Origin of the sequence: Egbenema bharatensis FJBBOT/2019 (assembly GCF_048077055.1) — a bacterium.
Taxonomy (GTDB): domain Bacteria; phylum Cyanobacteriota; class Cyanobacteriia; order Elainellales; family Elainellaceae; genus Egbenema; species Egbenema bharatensis.
On sequence record NZ_CP182236.1, the window covers coordinates 3,585,183 to 3,604,500 of the forward strand.

19 protein-coding genes and 1 pseudogene are annotated in these 19,318 nt (G+C 50.1%); 9 read left to right on the plus strand and 11 right to left on the minus strand.

Going from position 1 to position 19,318, the window contains the following annotated elements; all coding sequences use genetic code 11:
* Positions 1–247 precede the first annotated feature (247 nt).
* The 3 genes and pseudogenes from ACM1PF_RS16530 (at position 248) to atpC (ending at position 3,031) form a co-directional block, all read left to right on the plus strand.
* Positions 248–874 (plus strand): hypothetical protein, encoded by a 627-nt coding sequence (locus ACM1PF_RS16530; RefSeq protein WP_416676376.1) that lies wholly within the window; start codon positions 248–250, stop codon positions 872–874.
* A 121-nt stretch (positions 875–995) separates the two neighbouring features.
* Positions 996–2,453, plus strand: a complete 1,458-nt coding sequence (gene atpD, locus ACM1PF_RS16535; protein ID WP_416676377.1) for a F0F1 ATP synthase subunit beta — start codon at positions 996–998, stop codon at positions 2,451–2,453.
* A 162-nt stretch (positions 2,454–2,615) separates the two neighbouring features.
* Positions 2,616–3,031, plus strand: a pseudogene (gene atpC / locus ACM1PF_RS16540) (ATP synthase F1 subunit epsilon).
* Between the two features lie 254 nt (positions 3,032–3,285).
* On the opposite strand, the gene ACM1PF_RS16545 reads toward atpC, so the two are convergent.
* Positions 3,286–3,888: a thioredoxin family protein gene (locus ACM1PF_RS16545; RefSeq protein ID WP_416676378.1), complete on the minus strand. Its 603-nt coding sequence runs from the start codon at positions 3,886–3,888 to the stop codon at positions 3,286–3,288.
* A 60-nt stretch (positions 3,889–3,948) separates the two neighbouring features.
* Positions 3,949–4,131 carry a hypothetical protein gene (locus tag ACM1PF_RS16550; RefSeq protein ID WP_416676379.1) on the minus strand — a complete coding sequence of 61 codons (183 nt, stop codon included), beginning with the start codon at positions 4,129–4,131 and terminating at the stop codon, positions 3,949–3,951.
* A 200-nt stretch (positions 4,132–4,331) separates the two neighbouring features.
* Between ACM1PF_RS16550 and ACM1PF_RS16555 the strand changes: the two genes are divergently transcribed.
* On the plus strand, positions 4,332–5,582 hold the full coding sequence (locus ACM1PF_RS16555) for a cation:proton antiporter (protein ID WP_416676380.1): 1,251 nt from the start codon (positions 4,332–4,334) through the stop codon (positions 5,580–5,582).
* A 177-nt stretch (positions 5,583–5,759) separates the two neighbouring features.
* Here ACM1PF_RS16555 and ACM1PF_RS16560 read toward each other — a convergent pair whose 3' ends face one another.
* Positions 5,760–6,101 (minus strand): DUF3140 domain-containing protein, encoded by a 342-nt coding sequence (locus tag ACM1PF_RS16560; RefSeq protein ID WP_416676381.1) that lies wholly within the window; start codon positions 6,099–6,101, stop codon positions 5,760–5,762.
* A 12-nt stretch (positions 6,102–6,113) separates the two neighbouring features.
* On the minus strand, positions 6,114–6,329 hold the full coding sequence (locus ACM1PF_RS16565; RefSeq protein WP_416676382.1) for a hypervirulence associated TUDOR domain-containing protein: 216 nt from the start codon (positions 6,327–6,329) through the stop codon (positions 6,114–6,116).
* 268 nt (positions 6,330–6,597) lie between these two features.
* Between ACM1PF_RS16565 and ACM1PF_RS16570 the strand changes: the two genes are divergently transcribed.
* Positions 6,598–7,038 (plus strand): nucleoside deaminase, encoded by a 441-nt coding sequence (locus ACM1PF_RS16570; protein ID WP_416676383.1) that lies wholly within the window; start codon positions 6,598–6,600, stop codon positions 7,036–7,038.
* Between the two features lie 128 nt (positions 7,039–7,166).
* Here the strand turns inward: ACM1PF_RS16570 and ACM1PF_RS16575 are convergent, their stop codons facing one another.
* Together ACM1PF_RS16575 and ACM1PF_RS16580 are read right to left on the minus strand one after the other, a co-directional pair.
* Positions 7,167–7,685 (minus strand): DUF2267 domain-containing protein, encoded by a 519-nt coding sequence (locus ACM1PF_RS16575; protein WP_416676384.1) that lies wholly within the window; start codon positions 7,683–7,685, stop codon positions 7,167–7,169.
* 110 nt (positions 7,686–7,795) lie between these two features.
* Positions 7,796–8,173, minus strand: coding sequence for a hypothetical protein (locus tag ACM1PF_RS16580; RefSeq protein WP_416676385.1), 378 nt, complete (start codon positions 8,171–8,173; stop codon positions 7,796–7,798).
* 161 nt (positions 8,174–8,334) lie between these two features.
* Here ACM1PF_RS16580 and ACM1PF_RS16585 point away from each other — a divergent pair, with 161 nt between their 5' ends.
* Positions 8,335–8,649, plus strand: a complete 315-nt coding sequence (locus tag ACM1PF_RS16585) for a DUF3067 family protein (RefSeq protein ID WP_416676386.1) — start codon at positions 8,335–8,337, stop codon at positions 8,647–8,649.
* A gap of 40 nt (positions 8,650–8,689) precedes the next feature.
* Here ACM1PF_RS16585 and ACM1PF_RS16590 read toward each other — a convergent pair whose 3' ends face one another.
* Positions 8,690–9,145 carry a hypothetical protein gene (locus tag ACM1PF_RS16590; protein WP_416676387.1) on the minus strand — a complete coding sequence of 152 codons (456 nt, stop codon included), beginning with the start codon at positions 9,143–9,145 and terminating at the stop codon, positions 8,690–8,692.
* 434 nt (positions 9,146–9,579) lie between these two features.
* Here ACM1PF_RS16590 and pyrE point away from each other — a divergent pair, with 434 nt between their 5' ends.
* On the plus strand, positions 9,580–10,206 hold the full coding sequence (pyrE, locus tag ACM1PF_RS16595) for an orotate phosphoribosyltransferase (protein WP_416676388.1): 627 nt from the start codon (positions 9,580–9,582) through the stop codon (positions 10,204–10,206).
* A 172-nt stretch (positions 10,207–10,378) separates the two neighbouring features.
* On the opposite strand, the gene ACM1PF_RS16600 is transcribed toward pyrE, so the two are convergent.
* A complete protein-coding gene (locus ACM1PF_RS16600; protein ID WP_416676389.1) occupies positions 10,379–11,662 on the minus strand; it encodes a Glu/Leu/Phe/Val family dehydrogenase in 1,284 nt (427 codons plus the stop codon).
* Between the two features lie 184 nt (positions 11,663–11,846).
* On the opposite strand from ACM1PF_RS16600, the gene ACM1PF_RS16605 reads away from it, so the two are divergent.
* Complete coding sequence (locus ACM1PF_RS16605; protein WP_416676390.1) at positions 11,847–11,984, plus strand: hypothetical protein; 138 nt, start codon at positions 11,847–11,849, stop codon at positions 11,982–11,984.
* Positions 11,985–12,110: 126 nt separating this feature from the next.
* Here ACM1PF_RS16605 and kaiC read toward each other — a convergent pair whose 3' ends face one another.
* The 3 genes from kaiC to ACM1PF_RS16620 all read right to left on the minus strand — a co-directional run bounded on the left by kaiC (position 12,111) and on the right by ACM1PF_RS16620 (position 15,325).
* The gene (gene kaiC / locus ACM1PF_RS16610) at positions 12,111–13,682 is read right to left on the minus strand and encodes a circadian clock protein KaiC (protein ID WP_416676391.1); all 1,572 of its coding nucleotides are present in this window, start codon (positions 13,680–13,682) and stop codon (positions 12,111–12,113) included.
* A gap of 238 nt (positions 13,683–13,920) precedes the next feature.
* Positions 13,921–14,250, minus strand: a complete 330-nt coding sequence (gene kaiB / locus ACM1PF_RS16615) for a circadian clock protein KaiB (protein ID WP_416676392.1) — start codon at positions 14,248–14,250, stop codon at positions 13,921–13,923.
* A gap of 154 nt (positions 14,251–14,404) precedes the next feature.
* Complete coding sequence (locus tag ACM1PF_RS16620; RefSeq protein WP_416676393.1) at positions 14,405–15,325, minus strand: circadian clock protein KaiA; 921 nt, start codon at positions 15,323–15,325, stop codon at positions 14,405–14,407.
* A 525-nt stretch (positions 15,326–15,850) separates the two neighbouring features.
* Between ACM1PF_RS16620 and ACM1PF_RS16625 the strand changes: the two genes are divergently transcribed.
* Positions 15,851–19,279, plus strand: coding sequence for an ATP-binding response regulator (locus ACM1PF_RS16625; RefSeq protein WP_416676394.1), 3,429 nt, complete (start codon positions 15,851–15,853; stop codon positions 19,277–19,279).
* Positions 19,280–19,318 lie beyond the last annotated feature (39 nt).

The window sequence follows — 19,318 nt, forward strand, 5'->3', positions numbered from 1 at the left end:
AACTCTGTTTGTAACTTTCAGTACTCACCTTCTAGTGCTCACCTTCTAAGGAACCTGAGTTTCAGGGAACAGGGAATCTGCTTTATTGTTCAAAGTTCCCCAGTTTCACCAGGATTTTGCAGCAAAAAAGCTAAATGGCTGGATCTGAATCTGAATTTGAATCAAGTGTTTCCCAAAAATCACTGTAAGCTAAAAAATAAGGTTGCAAATTTTTCAAGGTGTACGCATAGGGTAGTCTGCCAGGGCCATGAATCGAAGTTGGTTAGCACTAGCGATCCTTCTGGGAACAGTGGGGCATACGATCGAGGTGGCAGCCCGTCCGGCTGAAGTTTTTATGCCTCATTTAGAGCAAATTCGCCTGGGAATTCCCCCGGATGATGTGTTGCGGTTGCCTGCTGAAATTCTGCTGGGTGGCCCGGGTGGATTGAATCCCAACGACCTTATCGTTAAAGTGTTTCCCTCCAGTGCTCCCTCCCGGCTCACCATCAGTTTATTTACCTGCGAAAGTGGGCCATTTCCCTGTCTGGTAGGGAGTTTCACTGCTGAAAGTGCTACCTCTGCCAACGCCCAGCGGGAGCTGTCCCGCCACCGAGCGATGAATACTCCAATTACCCTGGTGCAGGGAGTGCGCGGCTATTTGCAAGAAGGCCCCAGCCTGAATCCCCCCTCAGACTTTTCTTCTGTGATGTGGGAACAGGAAGACATGATCTATAGCGTCAGCTTCCTGGCATCGGAGCGGCAAAACATTCTCTTTATGGCTCGCTCAATGGCAATCGAGCCTCCCATCTTCTCGATGCAATTGCCCGCAGCGCGATCGGTAGAACCTTCTGAATCCTCCGTTGAGCTTCTACAGGACAACTCACCGAGTAGGTAGAATTTCTCAGTAAAGAATTTTTTAAGGTGCTGATTCAGTGATAAGCTTTAGGGTGGCAATTTACAAATATTTAGGCTTTTTTTAAGTCCTTAGGAAGCTGATCACAACGATAGGCGCAAGCATGGTCACCACAGCAGAAACAACCAACGTCGGTTACATTACACAAATTATTGGTCCCGTTGTAGACGTAAAATTTTCCTCTGGGAAAATGCCACGGATCTATAACGCTCTCCGAATTCAAGGCACAAACTCCGCTGGACAAGAAGTCGCCGTTACCTGCGAGGTACAGCAGCTTCTAGGAGATGATCAGGTTCGTTCCGTTGCCATGAGTTCTACAGATGGACTGGTGCGCGGCATGGAAGCGGTTGATACCGGTGCTCCCATTAGTGTTCCAGTCGGTAAGTCCACCCTGGGTCGAATTTTTAACGTCCTGGGCGAACCCGTGGACAACAAGGGTCCCGTCAACATGGATGAGACTCTGCCGATTCACCGTCCGGCTCCCAAACTGACCGATCTCGAAGTGAAGCCTTCGGTGTTTGAAACGGGCATCAAGGTGATTGACCTGCTGACTCCCTATCGTCGTGGCGGCAAAATTGGACTATTCGGCGGTGCAGGGGTTGGCAAAACCGTGATCATGATGGAATTGATCAACAATATTGCCACTCAGCACGGTGGAGTATCCGTTTTTGGTGGTGTGGGCGAACGCACCCGTGAAGGAAACGACCTCTACAACGAAATGATCGAGTCTGGGGTAATTGACAAGGATGAGCCCGCCAACTCGAAAATTGCTCTAGTTTATGGTCAGATGAACGAACCCCCTGGTGCTCGGATGCGGGTGGGTCTGTCGGCTCTGACGATGGCAGAATATTTCCGTGATGTCAACAAGCAAGACGTGCTGCTGTTCATCGATAACATTTTCCGCTTCGTTCAAGCCGGTTCTGAGGTGTCAGCTCTGCTGGGACGGATGCCTTCTGCGGTGGGATATCAGCCCACGCTCGGTACAGACGTAGGCGATTTGCAAGAGCGGATTACTTCCACCAAGGAAGGGTCAATCACTTCCATTCAGGCGGTATACGTGCCTGCGGATGACTTGACAGATCCCGCCCCGGCTACCACGTTTGCTCACCTGGATGGAACCACTGTACTGGCGCGTGGTTTGGCAGCGAAGGGAATTTATCCTGCGGTTGATCCGTTGGATTCTGCCTCTACCATGTTGCAGGCGGGTATTGTAGGCGAAGACCATTACAGCACAGCGCGATCGGTACAATCCACGCTCCAACGCTACAAAGAGCTTCAGGACATCATCGCCATTCTGGGTCTGGATGAATTGTCTGAAGAAGACCGTCTGACCGTAGCCCGGGCGCGCAAGATTGAGAAGTTCTTGTCTCAGCCCTTCTTTGTGGCAGAGGTCTTTACAGGTTCCCCTGGGAAGTACGTGAAGCTAGAGGAAACCATTAAGGGCTTCAAGATGATCCTGTCGGGTGAACTGGATGCGCTTCCAGAGCAAGCTTTCTACATGGTCGGTAGCATCGACGAAGCGATCGCCAAGGGTGAGAAGCTGAAAGCTGAAGCGAAATAGAAGTGGTAGGGATTCAGGGTTCAGGGATCAGAGATTGGGAGGGTAGTCTCAGAAGCGAACCATCGCAAATCTTGACGTGAGCCTTGGTTCTACTCCTGATCCTGACCCCGGCCCCGACTCCCCATTCCCGACTCCCTACTCCTTACTCTTTGAAATACAACTATGGCATTAACTGTACGAGTCATTGCTCCCGACAAAACGGTCTGGGATTCTCCGGCTGAGGAAGTGATTCTACCCAGCACCACTGGGCAACTCGGTATCTTAACGGGTCACGCACCGCTCCTCAGTGCATTAGACATTGGGGTGATGCGAGTCCGAACCAACAAGGACTGGTCTACGATCGTCCTGCTGGGTGGCTTCGCAGAGGTCGAAAACGATGAAGTCACGATTCTGGTCAATGGGGCAGAACGGGGTGATGGAATCGATCGTGAAAAGCTCGCACGGCCTTTTCTGAAGCTGAAACGCGCCTGAGTCAGGCCCGGAGTGGTGGCAGCCGTCAGGAACTAATTCAAGCTGAAAAAGCCTACCGTCGTGCCCGGGCCCGTTTTCAAGCCGCTGGTGGCATGGTGCAGGTTTAGGTCGAGCAGATTGGGCTTGGGCTAAAAACTGAGCCCGATCGTGAATCCTAAGGAATACAAATGTAATAACCTGAACTTCTTGTGAGGTGGGCATCTTGCCCGCCCAGTCAGACAGGCAGAATGATTAACAGGTTATTGAATCCCCGAGCCTCAGGGTCAGGAGTTGGAGAATGGGTCAAAGGGCTGGCGATCGACCGTCAGCAAAAACCCACTCCCTCCGACCCTCATTTTTATGTCTAATTCCCTACTTTTCCCTACTGAACCACCTGACTCCCATGACTCCGAGGATCATCAGGACGTGAGCCAGGATTTGCCGCTTCAAGCCCAGAAACACGGCCTCTTGCCTGGACATAGGGTAAAGATTCCCCCGCCGTTAGCGCATCAAGGTTGGCCGCCATGATAGTCCGGGGCTGTTCGCCAATGGTGCTGGACAGGGTTTCTCCAGTGCGATCGAGGAAAACAAAATGGGGAATGCCATCGACGCGATAATGCAGCATTTCAGGCAGCCACTTGGTGTTGTCCACATTCAGCATGACGAAATTGACCCGATCGCTGTATTCCGCTTTCAAGTCGGTCATATCCTGCGCCATTGCCTGACAGGACGTACACCAGTCAGCGTAGAACTCCATGAGCGTGGGCTTACCATTACTCAACGCTTCTTCTAATGGCGTTGCAGTTTCCGCCATTGCTGCCAGGGAAGCTGTACTGGTACCCGTTTGCAATCCCAGAAAAATGGCTGCACTCAGCAATACTGCAACCATAACGATGACGAAATTTCGCAGGCGGGTTGCGAAGGCGGATTTGGAGGCATCAGCCAGTGGATGTTCGGAAGCTGATTTGGATTGATTCTCATTCATAGCAAACAAGCATTGAAACCATCGAAAAAAATTTCTCTAGAGTCTAAAAGCAAGCATTCCTCACTCCAGATCTGGATTATATAGCAGGACAGATTGAGGCATGGCAGCAGCAGGAAAGGGTAGAACAGCCAAAATTACTGTGTCCGAACCATAGATTAAAGTGAGCCAGGATGAGTCTCGTCCCAAAGCTCTCGTCGATCGCCACCATCCCTCGTTCAAGGAATATTCACAATCCTGAACCATACCGCTCCGGTAAATCCTTAAGAAACGATCGCTACTCTCAGAATTCCTGCTTTAAGTCGATTATGATTCGCTCAAGCTGGGGCGATGAATTGCCCTGAAATCAGGTATCAATATCATCTCCTACGAAAAGCGATCGTGCCTCGGTGTATCTATTTCAAGCAATGCTTCTCTTCACTATTCCAAATCCTGAATGTAATGTCATGACCCTTATGGCAACTCCCGCTCCATCCATGCTTCCCTTAACCGATCCGGTTTACGTTTTCTGTGTTTTGCTTTTAATGATTGGGCTGGCTCCCCTCTTAGGTGTCCGACTGCATCTTCCCACTCTGGTGGTCTTAATCCTGCTGGGCACCCTTCTGGGGACAAATGTTTCAGGCGTTCTAGCCCGCGATCAGCAACTGCAACTGCTCGAAAAAATTGGCTTACTCTACATCATGCTGTTGGCTGGAATGCAGATGGATTTAAGTAATCTCCGGCAGTTAGGTGCCCGCGCTCTAGGATTCGGACTACTCACCTTTGGGATTCCCTTTAGCGTTGGCATCCTTGCTGCAAAGCTGCTGGGCTATCCGCTGATCACGGGGCTACTCCTTGGCATTATGTTCTCGCCCCATACCCTGGTTTCCTACCCAATCGTAGCGCGGCTGGGCATTGTTCGACGAGAGGCGATCGGCGTAGCAGTTGGGGGTACGGTCGTGACCTCAATCTTGACCTTAGTGGGACTGTCGATCGTACAGGCCGTCGCTAGCGGTGGGGTGGGGTGGCTGCTTTGGATCAAACTATTGATTGTGTTACCGGCTCTGGTAGGTATCGCATTTTGGGTAATTCCCCGCATTGGACGGTGGGTGATTCAACCTGAATCCGAAGGAACGCCTCTAGAATTTATTTTTGTTCTGACTTGCCTGTTTGTGATTGCCTCCGCCACCTTGCTCCTGGGCATTGATTCGATCGTTGGAGCCTTCATTGCTGGACTGGCCCTCAACGCTTCCGTATCATCTGCCAGTTCCTTAATGCGGCAGGTGGAGTTTGTCGGCAATAGTCTGTTCATTCCCTGCTTCTTAATTTCAGTCGGAGTACTTTGTAACCCTACTGTATTAATCCAGTATCCCGAAAACCTGGGATTGGCAGCCCTGGTGATTGTGATAGCCGTTGGTGCAAAGTTTCTAGCCGCCTGGATCGCTGGAACCGCTTTTAAATATTCCCTGCCTGAAATAATGGTCATGCTGGGGCTAACCATGTCTCGCGCTGCCCTGGTTTTGGTGGTTGCCCTCTATGGCATGAGCACCATTATTCCTAACGGTACAGACTTTCTCCTCAGCGAAGGACTTTTTAATGCCATCATTGCTTACATCATTATTACCTGCCTGGTCGGCCCCATGATTACCAGCACCTTTGGCAAAAAAATGGCCCAGCAGGCGATCGAAGCTTTGCCGTCGTATCCGGATGTGGGCTGAGGGAGGGTTGAGGAATGACGACTCCCGATTCACCACGGGTGTATCCCACTTTTGCATTCGCATGATGGATAGTTCACTGGCAGGCAAGATGCCTGCGCTACGGAAATCGATCAATTTGCATAAACGGGATGCTCCCTACTTCCCACTCCCTACTCCCTGCTCCCTACTTCCTACTTCCTACTTCGTCGGATCATGTCCCCAATTCATCAAAGAATACCGCCAGGGAGTTTCTACGATGCTGCCTGAAGGTTTTTGGGCCGAGTGGCGATGAATGTAGGAAATTACCTTTTTCATATGGGACAGATCGGCTTCTGTATACTCTGACTCCGATTTGCGAAGAATTTTGACAATTTTTCGCCCAGATTGATGTCCTTTGGATTCATCCTCCTCGCTTTCTTTTTGTCCAACACTTTGGGATTCTTCTGTTTTTAACCAGTCTTCAATTTCCTTAGCAGTCATATTCACGGCTGCTTCAAAGTTCAGTACCGTATCCTTTTCTTTCTGGGATAACTCTGCCATTATTAATCCTCTTTAATTCTCTATTTTTGTTAATGCCTCAGGTTTGTGAGCTGCCTCTTTGCCCGATTTTTCGCTTTTGACCAAATACTCTGGGTTATCCTCGGAAGCCTTGACATGATGACCTTTGATGTCCGTTGGTTCCGTTAGCTTTTTAACAACTACGCCCTCTGTTTTCCCCTGGGAAGTATTCCACTGTACCCGATCGCCTTTCTTAAAAGATGCCGCCATTTTTACCTGCCTTATTCCTTACTTTACTCCTGGGTTGTAGGGTTAATCTCTGCCAACCCAGAGCGGTTTGATTTGCTCTTTTATACCTTGAACAAATTTACAGGTTCTTTCATCTAGCCAGAGAAGCAGGTTCATTCCACTGGCTTTTTTATTTTTCTATGACTTCTGAAAGATTTAAGACAATTTGATGTTCAATGAACATAAAAAATCTGAAATTTGAACTTAGACTAAACAATGTTGTAGTTGTAATTGAATCGATCGGTTGGAAATGACTCCCGAAGAAATAATGCAAGTGGCGATCGAAGCAGCAGAAAAAAGTGAAACTCCCTATGGTGCCGTGATTGCCCAGGGGAGTCAAATCATTGAAGTGGCTGGAAACAGCGTTTTTCCGGATAACGATCCAACTGCCCATGCCGAAGTGAACGTCATCCGCAAACTGGCAATGCGATCGGGGACAAAATCCCTGGAGGGCTATACCCTCTACACCACCTACGAACCCTGCCCCATGTGTGCGGCAGCTTGCCTTTGGGCTAATCTCTCTGAGATTGTCTATGGCGCATGTGTTGATGACTTTGTAGATTACAATCCCAATCTGATTGACCTGCGCTGTCAGGATGTGATTGAAAAATCGCCCTTTTCAGTTCAGTTGAAAGGAGGACTGCTCCTGGAGCAATGCAAAAACCTGCACAAGCTCTACCCGATCGAATAAAGATCAGAGAGCCATCGTCAGGGATCATCGTCAGGGATCACAAAGATCACAGAGATCATAGAAAGCTTGAAATGCCGTTTTATTGCCGCTCCCTAAAACCAATCCTTGAGTCTATATATCCGTACCCGCTATGCCTGCTCCCATATCTGGCGAACTCGATCGGGCAACCACCTGGCAACTTCCTCAACCCGCTCCTCAGACAGCTCATCCTTCGTAGCTGAGAATACCGCCTGAATCACCCGCTCAGGATCAAGGTTCCTGGGTACACTCGCCTCGTTCGCAACGCGGAAAACAAAGCGATCGGCATCAAACCGCCAGAAGCCTGAACCGTGTAAGGGGGGACGAATGCGGCTCAAAAAGCTAACCAGAGGGTTTGTATCTTGCCAGAGATCATCTACACCGATCTGTAAGGACTTGGCTTCAGCAGATTTCAGAACCTCTGCATTGGGCAGTTCATCTGCCACGCGATCGGACGCTTCAGTGGTCATCAAATCTCGCATGCAGCGAAAAACGACTTCTGTAATGTCTCTAGCATCGTAGGGATCAATCAGTCCAGCTTGTCGCATCACTTTCTCTAGAAACGATCGATCATCAGATGATTCGTGGTTGGCGATCGGGGGTTGGGAGCCAGTGTTTGCTGCCGCCATCAATGCATCCTCCTTTCTCTTCGCTAGGAACTTCAGGCTGCTTTAGTTCGGTTTTACCCTCGCACAAAGGAACCTGCCCTGCCTCGGTCTATGGTTTGAGATTGCTTTTGTTAAGATGGACGCACGATCGGACAGGCGGGTGGAATCTCAGCCGAACCGAAAATGGGTGTTGGATCCAATCCAGCGATCTGCTGAAATTGCTCAGGTGTGATGGTGCTGACGATCGGCTGCGTATCCCAGAGTTTGAGTTTATTGTGAGCCTGGGTAAGAAATTCAATTCCTCGAATGAGCGGAACCGACAGCCAGTTATCAATCAACGTTTCAACCAAAGCCAGTTCAATCAGGGGGCAGGGATAACGGTTCAGCAAATCCTCTAGATAGGACTCAAACTGACTCGCTTCATTCCCAGCGAGTTGATAACTACTTACAATATGCTTAACGCGCTGTCGGCTGAGTTGTTGCCAGATCTCCATTGAAACCTCTGTCAAACATCATTTCTGATCCATACTTGGCTATCTAAGAACAGCTTATTCTGTTACTCAGCAATTGAGTCAATGATTCATTTCCTTCTTAAAAGGAACCCGTTAAGCTAACGTTGAAAGGACATATTCTTGTAAAGAAGAATGAAGCATCTCGATGGCGAGGGGCAATGACCGGAGAAGAACTACACCAATTGTTATTGAAAAAGTGGGGACGGTCTTACGATGTGCAGCTCCGCCGAGGCACAGGTAAGGTGTTCCTGCAAGTGATGTGGAAATATTTGGAACAAGCTTCCTTTCCCCTCAGTGAGGCAGAATACCTGGCCCATTTAGACGAAATTGCAGGTTACATTAACGCTTGGGGTGGAACCGCCCAAGTGCAGCACTTTATTGCTCAAACCCGCGATCGACCTCGTCTGGGCAAAGCGGTGAGCATTCCAATCGATTTGGGAGAACGCGCTTCAGAATGGTTACTAGAGTTTTAGCTGCCTTAGAGCACCTACCGGTTCACTATCCCCCCAGGGCTTACCACAATGCTGGCGGGGGTTGTTGAGGCGCAGGCGGTTGCACGCCGGGAACCGGAGCCGTAGTAGGCGGGCCGGGCACAATCCGAGGAATGGCTGGGGGAGGCAACGGTTCTTCGACAAACAGCGGTGTGGTTGCCAATGAACCAGTAAATGGGTTGGGAAAATCGGCAACTCGAATCAGGGTGAATGGCTCAATTTGCTGTTCGAGCAGCTCTCGGTATAGTTCGTTGATGCGACGGCCATCCCCACCAATATCATTTTCCACAATGCCAAAAATAGGCCATAGGGTGCGGGGAAACCGCTGGTTGCGGTAAAAGTCCTGACTGTTGGTGAAATAGGTATCTTCAACCTGTTCCTGCACAGTGGGAATTTCTATGATCTCTCCATCTTCAACTCGGAAGGGAACGGTGGTCACCTGCGCCATCGCCTCACGACCGAGCAGCCCAACTATCACAATAGAAACGGGAAGGATGCTGAATCGATACCCCCATCGCTTCCAGCTTTTAGTGCTTGACCTTATGCCCATATCTCTGCCCTCACAAACCTCAAAAGTCCAATTGACTCAAGCCAAAATTCACAAAAGGTTGCTGAATTCTTAGGCTATTCGTAATGGCTCATTTTTTAAGCCTTTAGTTCATCATACGGTCTATGATCGAAGTTGGCACAAAAATTCTTTTTTCAAAATTTAGTAGCTGTCGATTTTTTTAATCTGTCCATAAAACTACGGAGAATCATTGATGCGATCGAGGTTAAAGCCCGTGTTTGTTATTAGAAGAGATGGGGCGTTTCAGGATGGAAAATATTTTCCTCCATCGCTGAAAACAGCCTGACCTATAAAATCTATCTGTATTTTCTGTTGTTGTTGTTCTTGAAAGATCTCTACCTCCCATGCCTGAACTCATTCCCGCTTCCACTGCCTCTCCCTCACCGATCGTTGAGGCGGACTTACCAACGGTACGCCAGTATTTGCTCGATTTATTTTGTACGGTTGCTTACCGCGAAGGAGATTTTGTTTTATCTTCAGGGCAACGCAGCACTTACTACATCAATGGCAAGCAGGTGACGTTACATCCCTTAGGCGGAGTCGCTGTAGGGCGAGTTTTGCTGTCCCTCCTGCCTCCTGGCACGCAAGCCGTTGCTGGACTGACCCTCGGGGCAGATCCGATCGTCACTGCCACCAGCATTGTCGCAGCCTATGCCGGACAGGCGATAACTCCCCTGATTGTGCGGAAGGAAGCCAAGGGGCATGGCACCCAAGCCTACATTGAAGGGCCCACCCTGCCTCCCCAGAGTTCAGTTGTCGTCCTGGAGGATGTGGTGACGACTGGACAATCTGCCCTGAAAGCGGTCGATCGCTTACGTCAGGCTGGCTATACCGTGACTCAGATTCTCTCGCTGGTCGATCGGCTGCAAGGTGGTGCTGAACTCTATGCACAACAGGGGATTGAGTTTCAGGCAGTCTTTTCGATTCAGGAGATTCAGGGGAGAGCGAGGGAGTTGGGGAGTGAGGAGTGAGGAGTGGGGAGTGGGGAGTGAGGAGTGGGGAGTGGGGAGTGTGCGGAGAAATAACGTGTGGTAGGGGACGCACTGCTGTGCGCCCTTACGGTAGATTTTCCGGGTAACGGCTCCGAAGGAGAATCTCCTACTTCCGACCCCCAACCTCTCTTATCACGTCAAATAATCCCTATCACGTCAAATAATCATCCCTGGTTCCCTTGGCTTCGATCGCTTCGGATAGTCGCTTGAGGGCATGGACATAGGCGGCCGTTCGCATGGAGCAGCTCAGTTCTTGAGCGATCGACCAGACACGCTCAGTTTCTTCAATCATTTTTTCACTGAGACGACGATTGACTTCTTCCAGGCTCCAGTACAGTCCACTGCGGTTTTGAACCCACTCAAAATAGCTGACGGTGACTCCACCAGCATTGACTAAAATATCGGGAAAAACTTGAATCCCGTTACTTTCCAGAATCGGGTCGGCGGTGGAGGTGATGGGGCCATTGGCGACCTCAAAAATATACTGCGATCGAATATGGTGGGCATTCAGTTCAGTAATCTGATTTTCTAGAGCCGCAGGCACCAGAATATCGACATCCAGTTCTAAAAGCTCTTCGTTGGTGATGGGGGTATGAGCCACCAGATTGCACAGTTTTCCTTCACAGTAAACCGCCTTCACGCCGCGAGTGGCTTCTTTGACCTGCCGAATGCTGGGAATGTCTAAGCCCTGTTCAGCATACACCCCTCCCTGGGAATCGCTGACCGCAACCACTTTATAACCCGCATGAAATAGCAGTTCAGCAATGACGGCTCCAGCATTCCCAAAGCCCTGGACGGCAACAGTGGTTTCCGCTGGACGTTGACCTAATTTGGGCATAATTGCCTGGATGGTAAAGAAGGCTCCCATCGCAGTGGCCGTTTCTCGACCCAGGCTGCCGCCCATCGTAATCGGCTTACCCGTGACGATCGCTGGGGTAATTTGCCGCCGAATGATGTTGTATTGATCCATCATCCAACCCATGATCATGGAATTGGTATAAACATCCGGGGCAGGGATATCGGTATCCGGGCCAATAAAATCAGCAACGGCATCAATGTACCCCCGGCTGAGTCGCTCTAACTCAAACTTAGAGAGTTCCTTGGGGTTCACCGTTACCCCTCCCTTTGCCCCTCCAAACGGAATGCTGAGGGCTGCACACTTAAATGTCATCCAGAATGCTAGCGACTGCACTTCATCTAGAGTGACACTGGGATGAAACCGAATGCCGCCCTTAGTGGGGCCACGGCTATCATCATAACGAACTCGATAGCCTTGAAAGACCCGCAGCGAACCATCATCCATCCGGACTGGAATGGAAACCGCCAGGCTGGCTTTGGGGGACTTCAGACGCTCGGCAACATCGTCGTGAATGGAAACGAATCGCAGGGCTTTTTCTAATCTTCGATTCGCATCTGACAAAAGTGTACCCAGCATAAATCCGACCCCCCGTGATGTTTTGGACTTTGGATTTTAGATTTTGGATTTTGGCGAGATTAAACCGTTGCAGCCTTTGCCACGACGATCGGCCATAATGATCAGCCAGATAATCGGTCGAATAATCAACAAAGCGATCGGCTAAAATAATCGACCTTCAAATCAGTACAGGCGAAGCGTACAGGTGAATCAGTACGGATTCGTTTTACCCTGTGCGATCGGTTGCGGCGCGATCGGTTCTGCGATCGGTTCTGCGATCGACGTGAGATCTTCCGATCAGCGATCGTTAATCCCACCCTGCAAAAGCAGTAAAAATAAATGATGCCAACCCGTCTTTAACCGAAGTGAATAAAGACTTCCTGGATCTGACTTCTTTTATCTTTCCTCAAAAACTGTAACTTTTGCTACATTTTTACAAAATGTATTGGTTTAGAAGATGATTTCAGATTTAAACCTTGGAGTCCTCATCCCCTGACTTTTCCTGGAAGCCCCGGACAATCCGCGAGAGTTCATTTTTCTCATCTACCGCGATCCTGGAAGGCGAACCGCTAATGATGCCTTCAAAGTTGCGGAAGGAGTCTTTGATTTCAGGGCCTTGATCGCTGATGACGTATTCTCGAATCCCCTTATCGTGCCAGGAACCCCGCATCTTGAAGACGTTGATGGCACGGGCCATTTCACCCCGAATCTCCACGTATTGCAGCAGCAGGATAGTATCGGTAATGGTGGAAATGTGCGAGTCGGTGATGGAGTTCGACCCCATGAACTGATCCGTGGTGTTGGTGAAAAATCCAGTGATTTCTTCCTGTTTGGCAAAGCCCGTGACTCCAATCACAAACTGCCGGAAGGCGTTGTTGCTTACCCCTCGCGCCAGAGCCGATAGGGAGTCGATCGCAATTCGGGAGGGTTTGAACTCAGCAATTTCGGATTTGATAATCTGCAAGTGATCTTCCAGTCCGGCGGATTCCGGGTAGGCGCAGATAATTTTCAGGAGTCCCTTCTGCTCCATATCCTCAAAGTCAATGCCCCAGGAGTAGGCATTGCGGGAGAGTTGGGCGCGAGATTCTTCGTAGGCAAACAGTAGGGCCCGTTCCTCGATCATGCAGCCATCCTGTAAGAACTTGCTGACCAACAGGGTTTTTCCAGTTCCAGTCGCTCCCGTGGCCAAAATGATTGAATCTTTGAAAAAACCGCCGCCGCACATTTCATCCAGCGTTTTCACCCCAGAAGACACGCGCACGTTAGACGATCGCTGGGTCAGGCGCATCGCTCCCAATGGGAAGATACTCACGCCTTGATTGGTGATGGTGAAGGGATATTCCCCCTTCATGTGGGTGGTGCCGCGCAGTTTGAGGATTTCGACAGTACGCCGTCGCCGTTCTCCCTCCAGAACGTTCCGTACAATCACCACATTATCGGAGACAAATTCCTCCACTCCAAACCGGGCAACCTGTCCGTATTCCTCCACCCGCTCCGTGGTCATGATCGTTGTAGCACCGACCTGTTTCAGGCGAGCCACTAGCCGAAAAATTTCCCGCCGCACGACCGATGCCGCATCATACTGCTGAAAGACGGCCGTAACAGAGTCGATCGACACACGCCGGGCCTTGTATTTGCGGATGGCGTACTGAATTCGCTCAATCAGGGCCGATAGGTCGAAGTTCCCAATCACATCCTGCCCCTCTGGATCGGGGGATGCATCCAGGATGAACAGCTTGCCCTCGTCCAGCAACTTTTGCAAATCCCAGCCAAAGCTGTAGGCATTCTTGATAATGTCTGCGGGGGATTCCTCAAAAGTGACAAAAATCCCAGGCTCATCGAATTGGGTAATGCCGTTGTAGAGAAACTGCACAGCGAATAATGTTTTGCCTGTCCCAGACGTGCCGCTAACCAGGGTTGTTCTGCCGATGGGTAAGCCGCCATGACTGATATCATCAAACCCTTCAATCATCGTGCGGATTTTTTGAACGCCTACCATCGTCAGGCTACGCTGTTGTCCATCCTGGTTTGTTTGGGTCATAACAGTGTTGTAATCGTTCCTAGATGATTAAAAGCGCGTATCCAAATCTTTCATTATACGCGGACAGGGATACAGGAGGGAAGTTTTCTAAAAATTTGAGGCCGAATATTCCTTGCAAACTATATAAATTAAACCAATAAATTGAGCGGCTCAGTTACTCAATCCATCAGTCACTCCATCCAGACGATCGCATTTGCTCAGGAACCGTATCAACTGCTTACAGGTGACATTACTAACGTTACTGCTGATCTTGCAGTTCTTCCATCTCGTCTTCCTGCAATTCATCGTAGAGCAGATCCAACCCGATCAAAACCCTTTCTCGATCGGACAAATCACCAATGATTTTGCGCACAGGCGGAGGCAAAATTTTAGCCAGGGTCGGAGTTGCCAGGATTTTATCTTCTTCGGCAAGCTGGGGGTTTTTCAGAACATCAATCACCTTGAGGGCATAAACCCCCTGAAACTCTTTTTCTAAGATATTGTTCAGCGTTTTGAGTGCCCGAACAGAATTGGGCGTATTGCCAGCCACGTAAAGCTTAAGAATGTAGGTTTTCTTTAGGGGACTCATGGATTCAGCGGGCGACACCTTCAAGGGTTAGAGATGCGGAGGACTGGAGGCATCATAGTACTGTTTGATGGAGATAGTTCTATCCTCACACCTTTGTAATATCTGCTAAAGGGGGGCTTTAACCAGAAGTGCAGAGAGTTTTAAGATTCTGGGCTCAAGATTCTCTGGGGATAGAACGACGATACATTTCACACAGATGGGCGATCGTATCAATTAAGGTGAGTCGGTAGTCCTGAAGGATGTCATCGCTGCGTCCTTCCAGCTTCAACTGCTTGGAGAATTCGTCCATCAAATCCATATGTATTTCTACAATCTGCGCCACTGGGATATCCGCGAAGAAAGCAACATTGACAAAATCGTCAATTTTCTGGTTCAAGTTATTTGCTTCATCGGAAAAATAGGTGAGGATGATCTCACGATATTCTGCTTGCAGTTGCCGCAATAGGGTGTCTTGCTGAGTCGAAGACATATGCCGGAGAAAGTTCTGCGGATTTCTCTTGTAGTACACACCTAGATAGCCCAGCCGCTCCTTGAGTTTTTCAGCCAATCGCAACTGCTGCGCCTTTAGAGATAAGGATCGCGCAGTCGGAAATGGTACGGAATCCGAGGAAGCCTGGTCAGCCTCCTGGGCAGGTTGATGGGGCGCGATTTGAATGAACTTGCTGATCGCCTGATCGATCGCTGACCGAATCTCACTGAGTCGATCGGTCTCCAGGGATAGCACGGTTGAGAAATAATCCGGGGCAGACACATCACGCCCGAGATCATTGAGGGCAACCTGGGACTGATCGGAAGCTTCCCCCGTCTGGAGTAGGACGATCGGGAAAAAGATTTCCAACTGCTTGAGTTGCTCCAGTAAGTCCGGTAAGACGGGATCATCCTGCAAAACCAGACAATCTACGTGGTGAGTCCGTTGGACAACGAAGTTGAGAAACCCCTGAGCTTCATTAAACTGCGTGACCGTGTAGCGACCCCCCACCTGCTCACCGGGGGGAGTCCCTCTGAGATACTGCAGGAGCGATCGGGCCAACGCATCAGACTGATAGAAGATGCAAATCGAAAGAGGGGAGCGCAAAACCTTGACACACGAAATATAGACTACTTTCTTGCCACAACCTCGACTGCAAGGTGCAGTCCCTTAGAAAAATTAACAATTTTAGAATACTTAACAACTATTGTAGTTGAAAACCTACAGTTTTCCTGTCAGGGTCGCCATAATTAGAGTGAGCCGTTCGGAAGGAGTGCAATCCTGCCCCGCGATCGAACCTGACTTCTGCTCAGAACCTACAACCGCCTGATTGACCTGAACTGTAACCGTTTTCTAGATGGGTGCAATGTTCAATGCAGGGATTGGTTTTGGAAGATTGAAATTGCTGAATTCAGCTACCAGACGGGTCGATCGGTCACAATCAGGTGGGGCATTGAAATCCTCTGCCTCTTCGGTAAGAAATCGCCCCCTATCTGCGAGAGCCAAGCCACGAGTTGTTAGTATTTACCTGTGCTTGCCCTAACCTGTGAACAATAAACTCGCAGGGCAACAGAACTTTGAAGTCTCGATTACAGTATTACAGTCCCTCGGAAGGGTTTCTTGGCTATAGCAATGGACACTGTCACTCTGCGAGAATTTACGATTGCTGTTCCAACCTGCGTTGGGGCTGACTCGCTAGTGTTCGTCTGGCAGATGTTTCAGGCTGGCCATGAGCGGACAGTGATTGTAGACTCTAATCATATGCCTCTGGGCACGTTCAGCCTGCAGCAATTTATTGGGTTTCTCTCGGATCAGACAGAGCAGGAGCCGTCCATTGTATCTGATTTATCTTTGTCTGATTCATCTAACCTGCTTTATGCCCGACGTGGTGTGCCAAACCTGGAAATTGACCTGTCGGGGGTGCAGCCCTGTCTGGGGCCTTCAGTGCAGACGATCGTTTCTCATCACCGGGTTTCAGCTATTCTGCCCCGCTTAGAACCTCTGATTCCTTTGCCCCTGGACTGGAGCGTGGAACAGTTTCACGCCGCGCTTCAGGCAGGTTTCCCGCAGCAAACCCTCTCACCGCCGCGCTCACCTCAGACTATCGCGCACACCCACCAGGCGATTCCCCTCCAGCAGTGGGTTCTGGTAAACCGGGATGGGCAGTACGTGGGAATCCTCGATCGATTGCGTTTGCTGCAAGTCTTAGCCAGCCAAACGATCGCTGCTCCCATGGGGCATGGGGTTGGGGCTGCTCGTGAAGTTAGCACGGCTCGTGAGCCTGGGGTTGATCCTGCAATAGGAAGATCGCCCTCTCCCCCGGCAGGATCGACAACGGCTCTGGACGAGGGCCATTCTGAACCAACCCTACCCGTCGTTGATCCGCTGATTGATTTGCTAGAGCGGATTCCTGTGCCGCTGATGCTCCAAACGGGGGCAGGGCAGATCATCACGCAAAATTTAGTCTGGCGACAACAGGTCAGTGGACTACGGGATCCTGGGCAGATCGGTCAAGCCGCTGCTGCCATTTTGGAAGCTGGAAATTGGGAAACACCGGATGCTGGTTCGCTGGCAGGAGATGGACTGTTTGCGTCTGGAACTGCGACTAGTCTTCCCTACACAAATTCATGTCACATCAGTGCTGAACCAGGGGGCTGTGTATGTCTCTGTCCCATGAAGAGTGGGCAAGATCGGGTTTGGAAATTTTTAAAAATTCCCATGGGGATTACCTCCAACCAGTTACGGTTTGAACCCGATCGCATCCCTGCGTTTCCAGGAGAACCCCCCGATCAACGCTCTAGCCCACCGCCCTTTAAGCTGGCAAACCTTGGATTTAGCCCCGATCCAGACTGGCGATCGATCGCCCAAACTGAGTTTCTCTGGTTAGTACTGGCTCAGGATATTACGGAGCAGCATCAGATTGCCAAGGAACTGGCAGCCAAAAACGCCGATCTGGTACAGCTCAATCGCCTGAAGGATGAGTTTCTGGCCTGCATCAGCCACGAACTCAAGACTCCCCTGACAGCGGTACTGGGACTGTCCAGCCTGCTGAAAAATCGGATGTTGGGGGAGTTAAACGATCGCCAATCTCGCTATGCCCATTTGATCTATCAGAGCGGTCGGCAATTGATTCTGATTGTGAACGACATTCTTGATCTGACGCGGATTGAGACCGGGCAACTGGAACTTTCTCCAGAATCAGTACAGATTGAATCCGTCTGCCGTGATGCCTATCAGCAAGCGCAACAGCTTCATGCGAATGAGCAAACCAACGATGAGACGGACTCTGAGGTACCCTCCTTGGACTTTAGCCTGACCGTTCAACCTGAGGTGGAAAGCTTAATTGCCGATAAAATGCGTCTGCGGCAAATGCTGTCTAATTTGCTCTCCAATGCCATCAAGTTCACTGCGCCGGGAGGGGCGATCGGGCTAACCGTAGAATCCTGGGAAGGTTGGATTGCGTTCAACGTCTGGGATACTGGAATTGGTATTCCCACAGATAAGCAACACCTGATTTTTCAAAAGTTTCAGCAGTTAGAAAATCCCCTGACTCGGCAATTTGAGGGAACAGGGCTGGGATTAGTGTTGACCCAACGATTGGCGCGGCTGCATGGTGGTGATGTCACCTTTACTTCAGTGGAAGGTGAAGGCAGTCAATTTACGCTACTCCTGCCGCCCCATCCGCCCCATGTTGCCCAGGATTTTAACTCAGGTCAAACCGTTGCTCATCCCCCCTCTGCTTCCATTACAGCGAATAATCGCTTGATGTTACTGGTTGAGTCCGATACGGCATTGATTGAGGAATTGTCGCAACCGCTCGTTCGGTTCGGATATCGAGTGGCGATCGCTCGAGCGGGCACCGAGGCTCTGGAAAAAATTCGCCGCCTGCAACCGGGAATTATCTTTTTGAATCCCATGTTGCCGTTGCTATCGGGTTGGGATGTCCTAACCCTGCTGAAAACTGATGAAGAAACCCGCCATATTCCAGTGGTGATAACTGCACCACGAGTCGATCGAGAACAAGCATTTCAAAATGGGGCAAATGCCTTTTTGAACTTACCCGTTCAGGTAGAAGATTTACGACGATGTCTGGATCGCCTGGTTAACCAAACGTCAACCCCTGGCTCCCCACAAAACACCTCACCCCTGACGATTCTGTATCTGCACAACGCAGTTCCTTTTACCCATACTGATTCCAGCCACACCATCTTCCCTTCACCACCGATATTTGCCAACCTGCAAGATTTGCATAATCTCCTTCATTCCCATCGTTGTCGCATCCTGGAAGTTGATGACCTGGATCAGGCTAACTTGCTGGCGCAGGTTTGGAAGCCAAACGTTGTGCTGCTGGATGGAGGGTTTGAGGAACCATCAGACTATCTCAAGCAGTTGAGTCTATCCCCGTCCCTGGCTGCCCTGCCGCTGGTCACGCTGACCGCAGAAATCACCTACGCTGCCAACCTGATTCCAGGGCTAGCAGTCTTTCCCTGCCTGGATTTGTCCCATCGTTCTCCGGGAGACTTGAGCAATCAGGATTCCTCTGCCCTGTGGCAGTCCATTCAAATGGCAGCTGGCATCCACTGGACACCGCACGTTCTGGTGGCTGATATTGCCACCCTGGAAGCAGAATGGGCCCTGGCCGTTCCCTCCGATTTACATCAGCACATTTCTTCTGCGGACGACACCCCTAAACATCCCAGTGCAACCCAGGCTCTGGTTCACTATATGCAAATTGCTGGATTTCGCAGTTCTGTTGGTCATTCCTGGACAGAAATTGTTCAACAGTTAGAGCATCATAGTGTTGATTTACTGCTGTTTTGCGCCCCTGCCGCCAGGCAAATGCATCCGCTGTTTCTGGAGATGTTTCAAACCCTGGAAGGGCTTTCTCCTAAACCAGCTATCCTTGTCTGGAACTGCCATACCGAATCCGTTGTTCCCAGTCCAGAAGAGATTCAAGAATTCATGGAGCGGTGGAGTCCGATCGCCACTACCGTCCTACCGACTCCCCTCTCAATGCCAGAACTACTGGCTCGGATTAATCAGACCCTAGCTAACCGTTGATGCGGAAAGATTTGAGTCAGTCTGGATGACAAATTGCTG